This is a genomic window from Gordonia humi (assembly GCF_014197435.1).
Lineage (GTDB): Bacteria > Actinomycetota > Actinomycetes > Mycobacteriales > Mycobacteriaceae > Gordonia > Gordonia humi.
In genome coordinates this window covers 63,528-78,798 of record NZ_JACIFP010000003.1, presented here as the reverse complement: position 1 = coordinate 78,798, position 15,271 = coordinate 63,528, and the positions used below count along the sequence as shown (strand labels likewise).

The 15,271-nt window shown below is 61.8% G+C and carries 12 protein-coding genes and 2 pseudogenes; 8 read left to right on the top strand and 6 right to left on the bottom strand.

The features are described from left to right. Positions 1-451: 451 nt before the first annotated feature. Complete coding sequence (locus BKA16_RS23470; protein ID WP_221247669.1) at positions 452-1,882, bottom strand: MFS transporter; 1,431 nt, start codon at positions 1,880-1,882, stop codon at positions 452-454. A gap of 728 nt (positions 1,883-2,610) precedes the next feature. On the opposite strand from BKA16_RS23470, the gene BKA16_RS23465 reads away from it, so the two are divergent. The 6 genes and pseudogenes from BKA16_RS23465 (at position 2,611) to BKA16_RS24230 (ending at position 6,958) form a co-directional block, all read left to right on the top strand. Then, positions 2,611-3,609 carry a cyclase family protein gene (locus tag BKA16_RS23465; protein WP_183373395.1) on the top strand — a complete coding sequence of 333 codons (999 nt, stop codon included), beginning with the start codon at positions 2,611-2,613 and terminating at the stop codon, positions 3,607-3,609. Further along, a complete protein-coding gene (locus tag BKA16_RS23460; protein WP_183373394.1) occupies positions 3,609-4,595 on the top strand; it encodes an MBL fold metallo-hydrolase in 987 nt (328 codons plus the stop codon). The genes BKA16_RS23465 and BKA16_RS23460 overlap by 1 nt, the downstream gene beginning before the upstream one ends. Then, positions 4,592-5,761 carry a CaiB/BaiF CoA transferase family protein gene (locus tag BKA16_RS23455; protein WP_183373393.1) on the top strand — a complete coding sequence of 390 codons (1,170 nt, stop codon included), beginning with the start codon at positions 4,592-4,594 and terminating at the stop codon, positions 5,759-5,761. The genes BKA16_RS23460 and BKA16_RS23455 overlap by 4 nt, the downstream gene beginning before the upstream one ends. Beyond that, complete coding sequence (locus BKA16_RS23450; RefSeq protein ID WP_183373392.1) at positions 5,754-6,041, top strand: muconolactone Delta-isomerase; 288 nt, start codon at positions 5,754-5,756, stop codon at positions 6,039-6,041. Before BKA16_RS23455 ends, BKA16_RS23450 begins: the two co-directional genes overlap by 8 nt. 104 nt (positions 6,042-6,145) lie before the next feature. Next, positions 6,146-6,766: pseudogene (locus BKA16_RS23445) on the top strand (HpcH/HpaI aldolase/citrate lyase family protein); the annotation flags it as partial. A gap of 60 nt (positions 6,767-6,826) precedes the next feature. Further along, positions 6,827-6,958, top strand: a complete 132-nt coding sequence (locus BKA16_RS24230) for a hypothetical protein (RefSeq protein WP_343067649.1) — start codon at positions 6,827-6,829, stop codon at positions 6,956-6,958. Between the two features lie 191 nt (positions 6,959-7,149). On the opposite strand, the gene BKA16_RS23440 is transcribed toward BKA16_RS24230, so the two are convergent. Continuing rightward, a complete protein-coding gene (locus BKA16_RS23440; RefSeq protein ID WP_183373390.1) occupies positions 7,150-8,928 on the bottom strand; it encodes a helix-turn-helix domain-containing protein in 1,779 nt (592 codons plus the stop codon). A gap of 228 nt (positions 8,929-9,156) precedes the next feature. Between BKA16_RS23440 and BKA16_RS23435 the strand changes: the two genes are divergently transcribed. Continuing rightward, the gene (locus BKA16_RS23435) at positions 9,157-9,960 is read left to right on the top strand and encodes an IclR family transcriptional regulator (RefSeq protein ID WP_183373389.1); all 804 of its coding nucleotides are present in this window, start codon (positions 9,157-9,159) and stop codon (positions 9,958-9,960) included. 55 nt (positions 9,961-10,015) lie between these two features. Here the strand turns inward: BKA16_RS23435 and BKA16_RS23430 are convergent. After that, positions 10,016-11,250 (bottom strand): IS3 family transposase gene (locus BKA16_RS23430; protein WP_183373388.1). Its coding sequence is split into 2 segments (ribosomal slippage): positions 10,016-10,941 and positions 10,941-11,250, totalling 1,236 coding nucleotides; the frame shifts between segments, so codons are not numbered across the junction. A 58-nt stretch (positions 11,251-11,308) separates the two neighbouring features. Here BKA16_RS23430 and BKA16_RS24020 point away from each other — a divergent pair. Continuing rightward, positions 11,309-11,562: pseudogene (locus tag BKA16_RS24020) on the top strand (IS1380 family transposase); the annotation flags it as partial. Positions 11,563-11,918: 356 nt separating this feature from the next. Here the strand turns inward: BKA16_RS24020 and BKA16_RS23420 are convergent. The 3 genes from BKA16_RS23420 to BKA16_RS23410 all read right to left on the bottom strand — a co-directional run bounded on the left by BKA16_RS23420 (position 11,919) and on the right by BKA16_RS23410 (position 15,109). After that, positions 11,919-12,263 (bottom strand): DUF4387 domain-containing protein, encoded by a 345-nt coding sequence (locus BKA16_RS23420; protein ID WP_183373387.1) that lies wholly within the window; start codon positions 12,261-12,263, stop codon positions 11,919-11,921. After that, complete coding sequence (locus BKA16_RS23415) at positions 12,263-13,615, bottom strand: acyclic terpene utilization AtuA family protein (protein ID WP_221247668.1); 1,353 nt, start codon at positions 13,613-13,615, stop codon at positions 12,263-12,265. The genes BKA16_RS23420 and BKA16_RS23415 overlap by 1 nt, the downstream gene beginning before the upstream one ends. 153 nt (positions 13,616-13,768) lie before the next feature. Continuing rightward, on the bottom strand, positions 13,769-15,109 hold the full coding sequence (locus BKA16_RS23410) for a CitMHS family transporter (RefSeq protein WP_183373386.1): 1,341 nt from the start codon (positions 15,107-15,109) through the stop codon (positions 13,769-13,771). Positions 15,110-15,271 lie beyond the last annotated feature (162 nt).

Sequence of the window (15,271 nt, the reverse complement as noted above, 5' to 3'; positions counted from 1 at the left end):
TGCCGGGTGCGGAACGCTCAGATCCGGAAAGCTGGTCTTCTAGCACGACCACTGGCATCAAATGCCAAAAGAGATCTCGCTGCTCCCCCAGCCTCAACACGTGCGGTGCGGCGCCGCGGCGAGGCCCGGTGGCCGGGCAAGGCCGACATCTGCTTGCACCGTCGCGAATGCCGGGTCGCCTGCCCTCAGGGCCGATAGGCGACCGCCGGGGTCTGCGCGGAGAAACTCGGGAGCCAGAAGCCGCAAGTCCGGCGCTTTGGTCACGTGAGCGCGGGATACCCAATGATCAAACGACTGTAGGAGCCATCTCCAACGCGGGCCTGCTGGTGCCCTGACGAGGTGCGCTACCGATCACGTTCGCCCACACCATGAGTGGGAAGTCAGAACGGCCATCGAGGTCCCGACACCCGAGATGGGACCTATGGGGCAAACTCTCGCCCTACGAGACGGGCTATTCGGATTCGAGTGAGCGGCTTCCTGACCGCCTGTGTTGTCCCTCAAGTTCCTGGTCGAGCTGCTCGAGACTCTTACCCCTGGTCTCCAGGCCGAAGAACACGAAGACCAACGCGCAAAGCAGGTACCACGCCGCGAAGTAGATGAACCCGGCGCCGAAACCAGCAACTTCCACCTCCGGCTTGACGAGGTTGCTTGATCCGAGGAGCAGACCCAAGCCCAGGGGGCCGATGACCTTGCCGATTCCGCCGAATCCGTACGCAAACCCCATTCCTGTTGTGCGGAGTGCGCTAGGCCACACCTCCCCAGAGTATGGACCGACTACTGCGAACCCGCCCTCACCGAAGAAGTACGTGATGATCAGCAGGAGGAAGAAGATAGAGACACCGCCCAGGTACGCCTGGTCGTACACCGTGGCCAGGACCAAGAAGGAGGCGGCCGCGAGACCAGCGAGCGCTCCCGCACGTCGGCGACCGATGGCCTCTGCGAGGAATGCGAACCAGAAACGGCCAGCGAGCGCTCCAAGAGTCACAAAGACCATGTACATGCCTGTCTCTGCAGGTGAGATTCCCAGGACCATGACCAGGAGGGTGGGCGTCCACAAGGAGAGTCCGTAGTATCCGGTTTGCATGCCAAGGTTTGTGAGAGACGAGACTGACAGGCTTCGCGGATAAGCGAGAAGACTCTTAAGACCAACCTTCTTCGTCGCGTTGTCCACCGGAACCTCGCCCGGGTCAGCCGACACGGCATCAAGAGGGACTTCGAGTGCCCACGCTATTGACCGGCGCGCTGCCTCGGGCCGTCCCTCGCGGACGAGATAGCGGGGCGATTCAGGAATCGACACACGCATGAAGAAGAGAATTCCGCCAAATGCAGCGGCAATCGCCAGGATGCCGCGCCAGCCGATCGCGTCAGATAGCAACCAGACGAGCAGCGAACCGAGCAGGAATCCCACAGGGATCGCCGACGTGACAAGCCCGGTGACCCGACCGCGCTTCGCCGCAGGCATGAACTCCTGCACTAGAGGAAGATCAACGACGTACAAACCGCCAGCACCGAAACCGACCACCACTCGCAATAACGCGAGATAGATCCACCCGACGGATGCACTGTCTGGGGTCAGCGCCAACGCCCCGGTGGCGATCGAGAACACCGCGATGGTGATCACAAACACCGGCCGGCGGCCTATGCGGTCTGCAAGGCGCCCGAAGTAGAAGGCTCCGACGATTGCGCCGATCCCGGAAGCCAACAGGATCACGGACGACTGGCCGAAGCTGAGCCCCCAGTCGCCCACAAGAAACGTGAGGATTAGCCCTATAAGAAAGTAGTCGAGGAACTCAAGGCAGACCGCCCCGGTCGAGACGAACGCAAGCCTTCGTTGACGTCCGGTCAAGCCCGGCGGACTGTCCAATTGCTGAAACATGTTCATCGAGAGTCCTCCTTGAGGAGTTGTTGAGAAGACGAAGGGCGTCGTGCGCCCTCACTCCTCCCACTTGAATGCGTCGTCCATCAGCTCGACACACGGCCCTAGCGGAAGCCTGACTGCGCAGAAACCTCCATCTTCGATGCCGGCCACCGCGCGATGCGGCAAGCAATTCGCTACAGCGGGGCGCCCAGAGCAGCGAGCCGTTGGTGTGACCACAGTCTCACCGCCGACCCGACAGGAACAATGTCAGCAGCCACACTGTCCAGCGATCTTGATTGTGCTGACAGCCATTCGATTCCATGTTCCGCGGCCAGCTTTGCTACGCCCGAGAGCACGTGGCGCCAAGCCCGATCCACATCGCCGGTGGGCTCGACCGCCGTTGGCGAACCCCGCGCATCGAAAGTGGCGAGTGCTCACGAGCAGGCGCTGTGGCCTGCTCACGCTGCATACCTGCGCACAAGAAGAGGTGGCATCCCAACCACTGCCAGCAGATCAGGCCCTCTCAACATCCGTATGTCCGTCCCCACATTCTCAACAGATCACTTGTGTTCTTGTGGACATGGCTCACACGTCGGTTGTTCGGCACTGTAGAAGGCAGATTTGACTTCATCGGCTATTCACTTTCGCCGTGGTCGCCTTCGGTCCCTGGCGTGCCACACGGGAACTTGCATAAGGCGAGGACACGTCGACCGACGAAGCAAATCTTCAGCGCCACTTAGAAAGGTCGTCAGATGACGGAACTACGGGACGATGCACAGGGGCAGCAACTGCCCACGACAGAGGAGGAGTCCATCGCACTCGTCGACGAATTGTGCCTGCGATATAGGAACTGGGGGCGATGGGGACACGATGACCAACGCGGAACCCTCAATCTCATCACCCCGGAAGCGCTGAGGTTCGCTGCCACCCTGATCCAAACCGGGAGGGTCGTTTCCTGCGGCCTTCCTTTCAACAGTGATGGTCCACAGAGCGGAGGGTTCGGAGGCCGCACCAACCCCGTGCACTCAATGCTCCAAGATGGCGGTGACATCGCACTGGGCGCTCAGGACGACATTGCCCTTCTGCGTTACACGGACGACGCCGTATCCATGCCACTGCAGTGCGGAACGCAGTGGGATGCGCTGGCGCACATCTTCTATCGGGGGAAGATGTACAACGGCCACGGCCTCGACCGTGTGACTAGCACGGGCGCCACGGTCAACAGCATCGATCAGATCGCGGACGGTGTCGTGGGTCGCGGTGTCCTACTGGACATTCCGCGTCATCGTGGCGTCGAGTGGCTCGAGCCGGGCGAGGCGATCGACGACGTCGAACTCTCCGAGTGCGCCTCGGCTCAGGGGGTGGAGATTCGTTCGGGCGACATCGTCCTCGTTCGCACGGGTCAGATCGCGCAAGTGCGATCCACAGGTTCGTGGGGGCAGTACGACTCCGGGCCGGCGCCGGGACTCGGCGTCTCGGCGGCTCACTGGTTCGCATCGAACGAGATTGCAGCCCTCGCTACAGACACCTGGGGTGCGGAGGTTCTACCCAACGACATCCCAGGCGTATTCCAGCCGCTGCACTTGATCTTGCTGGTCAATGCAGGGATGACGATCGGCGAGATCTTCGACCTCGAAGGACTGTCTGCCGCGTGCCGGGAAGAGGGGCGCTATGACTTCTTCTTCTCCGCCCCGCCTCTGCCGATCACAGGAGCGGTAGGCTCACCGATTAACCCGCTGGCGGTCTTCTAATGAGCGCATTTCAAGCTGACAGCGTTGAGATCACTGTTCTCGTCGAAAACTGGGTCGACATGCTTCTTCCCGACCTGGACTTCGGTGACGGCGGGCACTGTGTACGCGCCGGCCTCATCGAACATTTCGATCAGCGACGGATCCCACCACAGGCGGAAAACGGAATCAGTCTCCTGGTCACCGCACGACAGGGGCGCCATGCGTCAACCGCGCTGTTCGATGTCGGCCTCACAGGATCCGTTCTGATGCACAACCTTCGGGTGCTGGGAGTTGACGCCACCAGCATCGAACACGTTGTGATCAGCCACGGCCACCCCGACCACTACGGCGGACTCTACTCCTTCCTCGACGCATTCGATCGAACCATCCCTGTCGCCACTCACACGGATGCGTTCCTTCCGCGTTACGCCGTCATGGGCGACGGCCGCACATCGGCCTACTACAACCAGACCTTCACACTGGACAACGTCGAACGCCACGGCGGACGCCCGGTGTTGAGCGGCGGGGCACTGGATCTGGGCTGCGGAATGTACACAACCGGATACATTCCGCGGACGGTGCCGTTCGAAGGCCCGGTCGAACCCTCGGCGCCGCACACTCCCGGGCTCTACCAGGTCCGCGCTGACGGAAGCTACGGCCTCGACGAGGTCGTGGACGAGCAAGGACTCGTCATCGACGTCAAAGGAAAGGGCCTCGTCGTCCTCACCGGATGCGCGCACGCAGGAGTCCTCAACACGATCGATCGAGCACGCGAGATCTGCGGCCCCAAACCGGTCCATGCAGTGATGGGAGGGTTCCACCTCGGGTTCCCGACCACTCCCCGCGCGAACGTGGATCTCACACTGGACGGGATGAAGGAACGCGAAGTGGCACATATCATTCCGATGCACTGCAGCGGACTGCACACCCACGCAACGTTCCAACGCGATGCACCCGAACGCTATCTCCAGCCTGCGGTCGGCACAGTGCTGAGGTTCGGCAAATGACCCCGGAAGCGGGTCCACTCGCCGGCCTGCGAGTCGTCGCATTAGAGCAGGCCGTCGCGGCACCCCTATGCTCAAGACACCTGGCCGACCTCGGGGCCGACGTGGTCAAAATCGAACGACCAGGACGGGGAGACTTTGCGCGGGACTACGACACCTTCGTAAAAGGCATGGCCTCGCACTTCGTCTGGCTGAACTACGGCAAACGCTCAGTGGTCCTGGATCTAAAGGCCGCAGAGGGGAAGGACAAGCTCCTTCACCTGCTCGAGGATGCCGACGTCTTCTTGTCCAATCTCACTCCCGGCGCTGTCGAACGGATCGTGTCGAGCGACGAACTGGAGCGGCTGAACCCGCGTCTGGTGACGTGCCAAATCAGTGGGTACGGACCTTCCGGCCCATATCGTGACCGCAAAGCCTTCGATCTCCTCGTCCAGGGAGAAGCGGGAGTGACGGCAAACACCGGGTCTCCAGGCGCGGCCGCGAAACCTGGAGTCTCGCTTGCTGATCTGGGTGCCGGGGTCTACGCCGCGACTTCAATCCTCGCGGCGCTACGAGCTCGCGACATCAGCGGGCGAGGTGAACACGTGCATGTAGCGATGTTCGACGTGCTTGCTGAATGGATGAGTCCGTTACTCCTCGCTCATCGTGAGGGTGGTGTCGACATCGCACCGGCCGGAACTAGGCATGCGACCATCACCCCTTACGGCCCGTACGTGACGGCAGATGGTGTCACATTGAATATCGCCGTGCAGAACGACCGCCAGTGGCTGCTCCTGTGTGAGGTCCTGGAGTTGAGGACACTTGCCGAGGACGACCGACTTGCGGCGAATTCTGGCCGTCTCGCGCGCCGTAGTGACGTAGAGAGAGCTGTTGCCGACGCGGTCATAGAATGGCCTTCCTTCACTCTCGAGCAGGCACTGGACCAGGTAGGTGTGCCGTGGGGAAGGATGAACGGGACGCCCGATGTCGCCAACCATCCGCAACTTGAGGCTGGCGAACGATGGCGCCCGGTGTCCTTGCCTGGTGGGGAAACCGTCTCCGTCCTCGAGTCACCATTCCGGGTCGGCCGGTATCGGGATCAGGTGACGCCTCGGGTGCCGGGCCTTGGCGAACACACTGAGGAGGCGCTGCATGACTGGTCAGCAACAAGAAGTGGTGTCAATGGCTGAGTTTCTCGTACACATCCGTGTGCAGCGCCCAGCGGGCGTCGACGACCAAGACTGGCATGCAACCCTCGCCGACGAAGCGCGAGTCGGTGCGGACTACCGCCGCCGCGGCGTGATCACTCGTATCTGGAGACTCCCCGGAACGACATCGAACGTCGGCGTATGGGCAGCCGCGGACGCCACCGAGTTGCACGAGCTGCTGTCGGCGCTTCCCGCCTTCCCGTACATGACGATTCAGGTCGATGCCCTGGCGAGCCACTACCTGGAAGAAGAGGCGGCTTAGCCAGCCTTGGTCGCTCGTCCGGTACGGTGCGCTCACCGTCCACTCGTGAGAGCACCGTACCGGACATAGAAATATCGCTGAATTACCAGTCAGTTGGAGTGTGGATGCGTGACCTACGAACTGCAGAGACCTTCTTGTTCGTTCCAGGAGACCGACCCGATCGATTCGACCGTGCCGCCGAGTCTGGCGCCGACGTAGTCATTCTCGATCTCGAAGATGCGGTGGCGCCAGCAAACCGGTCGGCGGCCCGAGAATGCGTTCGGTCTTGGTTGAAGGCCGGTGGGCGTGCACTCGTACGCCTGAATCCGAGGGGAACAGTCGATCACGAGCCCGATCTCGACGCCCTACGCTCTGTCGTCGACCACGTCATGCTGCCCAAAGTCGAATCAGCGGCACAGGCAGAGGCCACCGCAACTGCACTGGGGGCCCACACCCGTGTGATTGCGCTGATCGAGACCGCCCGAGGGGTACATGCCGCGGACACAATTGCCGCGAGTGAAGTGGTCGTTCGCCTCGCCTTCGGGAACGTGGATCTCGCGATGGATCTCGGTGTCGAACCCGATGACTGCGAGGCCTTACTCACTGCACGGTCTTTGGTCACCCTCGCGTCGGCTTCTGCTGGGCTTTACGGCCCAATCGACGGTGTGACTACCCACTTGGACGCCCCAGGCCTAGTGCGATCCGATGCCCGGTATGCCGCAACACTCGGCTTCCGGGGAAAGCTCTGCATCCACCCACGTCAGTTGTCCTCCGCCCGAATCGGATTGCAGCCTACGGCAGCACAGGTGGAATGGGCGCGAGAAGTCCTCGAAGACGCGCCCGACGGACAGGCACGTGCGGTAGCCGGAGCCATGGTCGACCGTCCCGTCGAAGAACGCGCCCACGACATTCTGCAGCGCGCGATGGCGCACGACTGAAAAGGGAATGTGTTGGGCATTGCGCATTGTCGAATCCCGGTCACATACTCGGACAAGATGTGAATTTCTGTTCAGAGTAATGCAGGTCCACTACGTCGAGCGCCGCCGTCGAGCGCTCGACGTAGTGGTTGGTTCCCACAACTCGCTCCTCTAGGTCAGCCATACTTGCCCCGACTGAAGGCGAAGGCCCTCTATGTAACCGGGGCATCTACCGCCCGCGCCACATCAAGCAGCATCAACGCAGAGCGGACGTCAAGAATAGACTTGGGCGACTTCAAGTCGAGCCCAGCCAGCATCTCGATGCGCCGAAGACGCTGACTCACCGTGTTGGGGTGCACAACCAAACGCGTTGCGGTTGCCTGCCGGTCGAGGTTGAGGTCGAGGTAGATACGTAGAGTACGGACCAGATGGGTTCCGTTTTCGGCATCGTAGTCAATGACTGCACCGAGAAGGCGGTCGGCATACCGCCGTAGAACTACAGGTTCAGCGAACTGCAGCAGAATCCCGACAGCCCCCAAATCTTCCAAGGACAGCAAATCAGGGGCCGATTGATCTGCCGAAGCGAATGACAATGCGCCCCGCGCGACTCGATATGCATCGGGTATCCCGCTGTCTGACAGTTGAATGGCAACTACCCTGGCGATGGCGTGGGAATCCGCCAGTTCAACCGCACGGCGCAATATGCGCTCTCCTGTTGGATCCGTCATATTCTCCGGCCACAGGGCTACGACAGTATCGTGCACTGCTGCGATCAGTGGCCTGGGCCGAAGATGCGACGTCATACGAACGGCCTCAGAGGCTGCTCGTACAGCCGTCTTCTCGACCGAAAGTGAGCCTGGGCGCGGCGCAGTCGCGGAGCTGGGACCGACTCGGGCCTCGGCAACCAACATGCGATGGCGAAGGCCGAGATTATGGCCCATGAGGTTTGCCCGATCACGGATTGACCTAGAGCCAGAATCAGCGCCGGCAAGAAGCTCTGCGAGGAGCTCACCCCGCAAGGCTTGCTCAACCTCGGCCGCCGTCCGCTGTCGTAAGACTTCCAGAGCCAGAACTACCGAGGCGTGCTCGGCTGCCCGCACACCAAGTTGATCCAGTCCCTCTGCCCGGCCCAGCAGCCAGACCGTCGCCACCACATCGCCGTTCAAGAGAACATCGATGACCGCGTGCCGACCACGGGTCCGCACCAGTCGGCTTCCGTCGTTCCTCTCATCGACTCTGTCGGCTCGCACTTCAGTCTGCCAGCCGTCAACTTCAGGCCGATCCTCGCCTGTGGCGCTGAGAACTTCATCATACGGATCGAGGATGACTACATCGCAACCCAAGAGATCATGCAGCGCGATCGCGATACCGGAGACGCCGCCGGATCGGACGGCTACCCGCAGGAGCCGCTCGTGAATCTCCTCGGATCGAGCGATCAAACGATGCTGCTCTCGCAGGTCGTCGACAATGCGCGCAGATGTAAGGGCGATGGTGGCATGTTCCGCGAGGAGGGAAAGCTGTTCGACCTCGTCGGGCTGGAACTCGTGGGCGCTCGCACGATAGCTATTGAGTGTTCCGATCACCTCACCCGCCGCACGCAACGGAACCGACAGAATAGACCGGTATCCCTGTTCTCGGGCAACGTCGGTCCACATCGAATCCGGTTCGGCATCAACATCGACAATCGCGCACGGCTCACCGCTGAAGAACGCTCGACTCGCGGGCGCACCCTTCCAACGATCGACATCAAGACGAATGGTTTGACCGTCGTTCACGTGCTGGACGTATTCGGCTGGGAGTCCGCTCGCGCCCACGATTTTCAGGTACTTGCCAGCCGCGTCCGGAACCATGACTCCACAGAAGTCAAGATCGAGGAGATCGCGCGCTGTCGCGGCGATTTGATCCAGCAACATCTTGAGGTCGTGACCTGCATTGACCGCCGATGTCAAGACACCAATCGCCGAGAGCCACCGACGTAACTCGGAGGTCATGGACCATCACCTCCGAGGTGTTACCGAGTACATGCTGAGACGGGAATGAATGTTAGCAGCGACAGACGCCCTGCCACTAAGTTGCCGCACGATCTGCCATGCGGCACGGCCTAGGTTCCAGCGCGAACCCGAGAACGGGCCGGAAGGTAACCTGGACCAACGAACCTGACAGCGGGGACATGACCGCCGGCAATCGGGATGCAACTGATTTGAAGAAGGGCACCGAGATTGGGCTCCGAAGTCGAACGCCCGGTACCGAACAACGGTACGCACCGGATAACGACGTTGCTGGCGCTCATCGGCCGTACCGAAGGAGGCATCGGCCCGCGAGAGGCTTCACGCATCACAGGGATCGACCGTTCCGCCATCAGCAGGATCTTCAATCAGCTCGAACTGCTCGGATGGGTCCAGGAAGTCGGCGAGCGCGGTACCTACACCGTTGGGCCCGAGATGTTCAGCGTCGCGGCTGCTGTCCGTGAGCGCGATTCACTCGGGCGCGCCGCTCGACCACTGCTAGAGATGCTCACCGACCGCTTCGACGAAACCAGCTATCTCGCAGTCCGCCATGCGGACCACTTGATATTCGAGGACAGAGTCGACTGCACACAGCGACTCCGATACGTCGTCGAGATCAACGAGCCGTTCCCAATCATGACCGGAGCGGCGGGGCGCGCAATCTTGTCCGCTCTGCCCCGCGACGAGGCTACCCAGTTGATCGCATCTGCCCTGCCATCAGCCGTCTCATCGACCACCGCCGACTTCGAGGAGTACCAATCCGAGCTTAATCGGGATCGCAGTCTCGGATACGCATACTCAAGGGGTGGAAAATGGGTAGTCGGAGGGGCAGCGATTGCCTCGCCCGTCTTCAACGCAGCTGGCAGCTGCATCGGGGCACTAGTTATAAGTGCGCCAATCGATAGGCTTCCCCCCGACGTCGCCGTCACGCTTGGACCCTCTGTTCGGAGCGCCGCGAGGGACCTTTCGCACCGACTCGGATATGCAGGTCAGCCGTGGGGAGAACACGACGGATGAGCCCGCACTTACGGGTGGGCCTTGACCCTTGATCGTGGACACAATGTCGGTTCGGTTATGCCGCTTCCGCGAGCGTAGCGGAGAGAGCGGCTTCGTAGGCGTTCGGGCTGATGTTGCCGATCGCGGAGTGGCGCCTTCGGGTGTTGTAGCGGTTCGCCCACCGGAACACCGATCGGTATGTAGTGGCCTGGTCGCCGAACGCCGGACGGCCCTCGAGGAGTTCGCGTTTGAGCGCGGCGTTGAAGCTCTCCGCGAGTGAGTTGTCGGCACTCGACCCGACCGCACCCATGGACTGGATGACCTTCAACCGCTTGCAGAGGTTGACGTAGGCCTTCGAGGTGTAGACGCTGCCGTGGTCCGAGTGGAACACGGCGCCGGCCAGGGAACCCCGCTCACGCACCGCGGCGCGGAGAGTGTCCTCGACGAGTTCGGTGCGCATGTGGGCGGCGATCTGCCAGCCGGTAAGCTTGCGTGAGCCCAGGTCGATGCAGGTGGCGAGGTAGAGGTTCGAGCCGTCCGCGATCGGCAGGTAGGTGATGTCGCCCACGTAGCGGCGGCCGGGCTCGCCGACGGAGAAGTCGCGTTCGATGAGGTCGGGGAACCGGTGCCCGGACTGGTCCGGGATCGTCGTCTTCACACGGCGACGCAACCGGATCCCCGCGAACTGGTGCTCACCCATCACCCGCGCGACCCGCTTGTGGTTCACCCGTTCGGCCGCGGCAACGCCCTCGTTCAGGTCGGCTGTGACACGCGGTGCTCCGTAGGCGCGATCGCCGCCCTGTTCAGGGTCCTGCACTCGGCGGATCCGCGCCGCCAGGGCCTGATCCGCTGCGGCTCTGGCCTCCCGCCCGGGCGCGGCGGCCAGCCACGCGTAGAACGAGGACCTCGCGATCTCGATGACCTCACACAACCGCTTCACGCCGTAGGCGTCCTTGTGGTCCTCGACGAACTGGAAGCGGTTCACCAGTTCGTCTCCCCGGCGAAATACTTCGCCGCCTGACGGAGAATGTCCCGCTCCGTCTCAAGCTTGGTCCGCTCGGCCTTCGACGCTGCAAGCTCGGCCTCCAACCGCACGATCCGCGCGCCCTGCGACTCCGGCCGCGCCCCGGCCACCGGCGGTGTCGGACCGTCGGTCGTGGCCCCGGAGCCCAGCTTGTCGACCCACTCCTTCAACGCGCCCCGGGAGATCCCGAGGTCACCTGCGATCGCCTTGAGCGCCGCACCCGGCGTGGACTCGTACAAGTCCACCGCCCGCTGACGGAACTCGTCCGTGTAGTTCTTCCTAGCCATCCCTTGGATTCTCGCTTCCTCAGCACCGTGCTGGAATCAGCGTGTCCAAGATCAGGGGTCAAGTTCCAAGATCTGGCTCGCCCTCATCCAGCTCGCCGCGGACCTGACCGCGTGGACCCAAATACTCGCCCTGACCAGCAGCGACGCCCGCACTTGGGAACTCAAACGCTTGCGGCTACGACTCTGGGCGATCGCCGCCCGCTCAGCCCGCCACGCCGCACCCAGCACCTGCGCTACGACCGCGCCAGCCGGTGGACCCCCGTCCTGCTCGCCGGACTCCACCGCCTCGACACCTACCGATCCTCCGCCTGACCCCCAGCAACCACGTCCTGACCAGCCGACCTGAGGAACACCCCGCCGGAACCGTGAAAACCGGCCACCACCAGCGACAACGGTCACCTCGTCATACCCCGAACATAGAATCCGGGCCAGCCCAACCAATCCGAACCCTTCAGGCCGGGATCAGCACCTCATGAAATATCGAGGCTAGGCGTGCGTTCCACCGCTTCTCGGGTGCGGGTGTCTTTGCCGTCGCTGCATAGATTCACGATCGCGACGTTCAGCTGTGTTCAACTTCTTCGGGTCCGCGAGGAGGAGATCTCGCACCGGCCCATGTGGGAAGAACTCGGTGGCGGTCTTTGCACTTGGAGGGCAGCGTCAAGCGGCCATCACAGGTCAGGTGCTTCTGGGTCAGGTTGGGTGATGGCAATATCTAGGAGCGGAATGTATTGTTGCGCAGCGTGAATGTCTCTATCGTGGATAGAGCCCTGGGATGTGACCCTCGGGTATGACACTTTGATAGCCCTGATGTCGGGCAGTTCGAAGAGCTTGATGTGCGAGTGGTCTACGCCGTAGAGATCTGCGACCAGTTGCCGCGTGATTGCACCGCTGCGGACTGTCGTTGCGTACGCTTCGTCGGTCGAGAAGAACAGGTCGATGGTGATCCAGAACGGGCCTGCGTTCTTGGATCGGATCTTGGTCGCCACCTGGCGCAACGGAAGTGTGTTGGGCATCATAATTCCTCGGTGTACTTGATTGGGAACAGCTCTGTCGGTGAGCTGACCTCCACAACGTGATTGAGCATGAAACTGTAGAGCGCACCGCGTTCAAGTTCTGCGGGTGAGGACATGAACGACCAGCTCGGTAGGGAGTCAGCCCCAGGGAGGGGGTGGTGAAGCAGGCGGGGATTGGCGAGTTTCGCTACAGCAGTAGCTGTTTCTTGGTCTTGGGCTGTCGCGCAGAAGACGAGGCCGACTTCGCGGGGAGGATCGCCAGAGGGGTCACTCTTACCCAGCACTGCATTCCAGCCGTAGGGTCGCATCTGGATGTCGTACTCCTCTTCCGCGAGACCGAGGACTTCGGGTATGCGGCTGTGGAGATACTTCTCGAGCGAATCGATCCACTCGTCGATCCTGGCGAGCAGATCAGGATCTCGTAACCCGACGATGCTGAGCGTCTGCGCGCCCACGACGCCTGACCCTTCGAGCTTGACAGTGGGACTTTGAAATTCGAACTGGGAACCCTGCACGAAAACCCGACGGTCATCGAGCGCCGAGTACTCTGCTCGAGAAGTGTCGAGCGTGCCGGCGGGCTCACGAAGACGGTGTGGGTCGGTGTTCTCATAGAGCATATGGGCGGCGACAGTCTGGGGAGTGCACATAAGATCGGTGTCGACCGGCTCAACGACGAAACCTTCCTCACCGATATGGACAACAACTCCGCCGATTCCATTGCCCGTTGTGCACAAGCTCCCGCACTCGGCGATCTTGCTGGCATGCCAGGTCGGCCCAAACGGTTTGCCGCGCATCAGCGGTACCGCAGCAATGACCGCACAATCAGTGGCTCGTCCGGCAAGCACGATGTTCGCACCACCGTCGAGAGCTTCAGCGATGGGCTCGTGACCCATCAGCCCGACGATGTGGGCGCACCCGTCGACGGTCTCTTCTGTGATCTCTGCGGCCGGCGCGAGCGGATGAATCTGACCATCATGCAACCGCTGTTTGATCAGATCCTTACCCTGTTCGCTGTAGATACGCGCCACACGCCGCCCGGTAAGCTCTTCCTCCTCAATGACCTGCCGGGTTATGTCATAGAGCCATTCGACTCCGTTGTCGGTACCCGAGGTGCCACACGATCCGACAATGACGGCAATATCCGCTCGTGCAGCGCCTGTGAGGATCTCCCGCAGGTCCCGTAGAACCGCTGCGCGAGTCGTCTTCGGCTTGGACGCGCCGAGGTAGTAGGGCCCGGAGTCGGTGGACCCGCCATCAACGGCAATGACATCAACGCCGAGCGTAATGCCCCGCGAAATCGTGTCAGCGGGGAAACCCGCACCGAGCATTCCGGTAGGGACGAGAACACTCACGGGATCGGTCAGAGGGAGGTTGTGCACGAGAATGAACGCCTCTCGAATAAGGGCCAACTACCACGTTGCCGGCAGCGGCTACCCGAAGAAGATGTCTCCGGGACTCGGAATGAACAGTACAACACTCTGCTATAGCAAAGTCGGGTTAGACTGTCACAGTGGGACGATCCCGAACGCGAAGACGGCGCCGGCCGCGACGACTGAGACCGCGAGGGCCCATTTCAGGTTCTTTCGCACGATCTCCCCGATGTCGAGGCCGGTGAGTCCGGCGATTAGCAAAAGTGCGGGAACAAGCGGGCTCAACGCGTGGATAGGCCCGGCGAGAAGTGCTGCGGAAGCAGACTCGAGAGGGGTGAGGCCGTGCTGCACCCCAACCTCAGAGAGGATGGGCACCACTCCAAAGTAGTAGGCATCGGAGCTCAGGAAGAACTGTCCGGGGAGGGCAAGCAGTGCCATCACCGGGCCGAAGTGTCCATCGAGCGACGAGGGAATGATGTTGATCAGGCTGTTTGCCATCGCGTCGATCATGCCGGTGCCGGTGAGGACGCCGGTCAGTACGCCGGCTGCGAGGATCATGGTGACCACGGTCAACAGAGTCGGCGCGTGTTTCTCAAGACGCTCCTTCTGCTGAGACGGACGCGGGTAGTTGACCAGGATGGCGATCGCGAAGGCGGCCATGAACAGGACCGGCGCCGCGGCCAGTTCGGTCACGAGCGCGACCAGTAGGGCGATGGTCAGTGCGGCGTTGAACCAGATCAGGCGTGGTCGAATGGTCTGCTCGTTGCCGAGTAGTCGCGCAGGGTCCACCTCGCCATGCAGGTCACCAGCAGCAGGGGTGCCAGGCCCACCGGCCGGCACGATGTGGCGGCGATCCGACGCCGACCATTCGAGCCGTCGCCGTTCGCGCATACCGAGCACGAACGCGACCGCAATAGTGCAGGCGGCCATGACCAGCATGGCCGGAATCATCGTGATGAAGAGCTCTTGCGGGTCAAGCTTGAGTGCAACGGCGACTCTGGCGACCGGGCCGCCCCATGGAGTCAGGTTCGTCGACATAATCGCCAGCGCGAGGACGCATACCAGGTGAACGACGCGAATTCCCAGGCGCTTGTATAACGGCAGGAACGCGCCCACCACGATCAGGATCGTCGAAGTGCCTTCGCCGTCCAGCGACACGACAAGCGCCAGAACTGCAGTACCCAGGAGAATCCGTAGGGGATCTTCTCCCGTGACGGACAACACTTTTCGGATCAGCGGGTTGAACAGACCCGCATCGATCATGGTGGAGAAATACAAGATCGCGAAAGTCAATAGCGCTACGACCGGCGCAAGATCTTGGAGGCTCTCGATGACGTATCCACCGACATCCGGGCCAGCCCCCATGGCTACCGCGAAGGTAAGTGGCACAACAATAAAGGCCACCATCGGTACGACTTTCTTACCCATGACCAGGGCCATGAAGATACCGATCATGGCGAAGCCGGCTACGGCCATCGCGCCTCCTCAGGAAGTACGCCGAACCAGGGTCAGACCCGGTACACGGCGCGTAACAGTGAAACGTGAGACGGCGAGGTAACTGACCGCCGTGGTGACAGATAGCACACCACACCCACGGCCAATTATGCAATAGCAAACGCTTCCATAGTTTCATCTGTG

What these genes read in the sequence shown, in the direction of transcription:
- BKA16_RS23470 (WP_221247669.1), bottom strand. Translation starts at nt 1,882, where the DNA reads ATGAACATGTTTCAGCAATTGGACAGTCCGCCGGGCTTGACCGGACGT.
- BKA16_RS23465 (WP_183373395.1), top strand. Translation starts at nt 2,611, where the DNA reads ATGACGGAACTACGGGACGATGCACAGGGGCAGCAACTGCCCACGACA.
- BKA16_RS23460 (WP_183373394.1), top strand. Translation starts at nt 3,609, where the DNA reads ATGAGCGCATTTCAAGCTGACAGCGTTGAGATCACTGTTCTCGTCGAA.
- BKA16_RS23455 (WP_183373393.1), top strand. Translation starts at nt 4,592, where the DNA reads ATGACCCCGGAAGCGGGTCCACTCGCCGGCCTGCGAGTCGTCGCATTA.
- BKA16_RS23450 (WP_183373392.1), top strand. Translation starts at nt 5,754, where the DNA reads ATGGCTGAGTTTCTCGTACACATCCGTGTGCAGCGCCCAGCGGGCGTC.
- BKA16_RS23440 (WP_183373390.1), bottom strand. Translation starts at nt 8,928, where the DNA reads ATGACCTCCGAGTTACGTCGGTGGCTCTCGGCGATTGGTGTCTTGACA.
- BKA16_RS23420 (WP_183373387.1), bottom strand. Translation starts at nt 12,263, where the DNA reads ATGCCCAACACACTTCCGTTGCGCCAGGTGGCGACCAAGATCCGATCC.
- BKA16_RS23410 (WP_183373386.1), bottom strand. Translation starts at nt 15,109, where the DNA reads ATGGCCGTAGCCGGCTTCGCCATGATCGGTATCTTCATGGCCCTGGTC.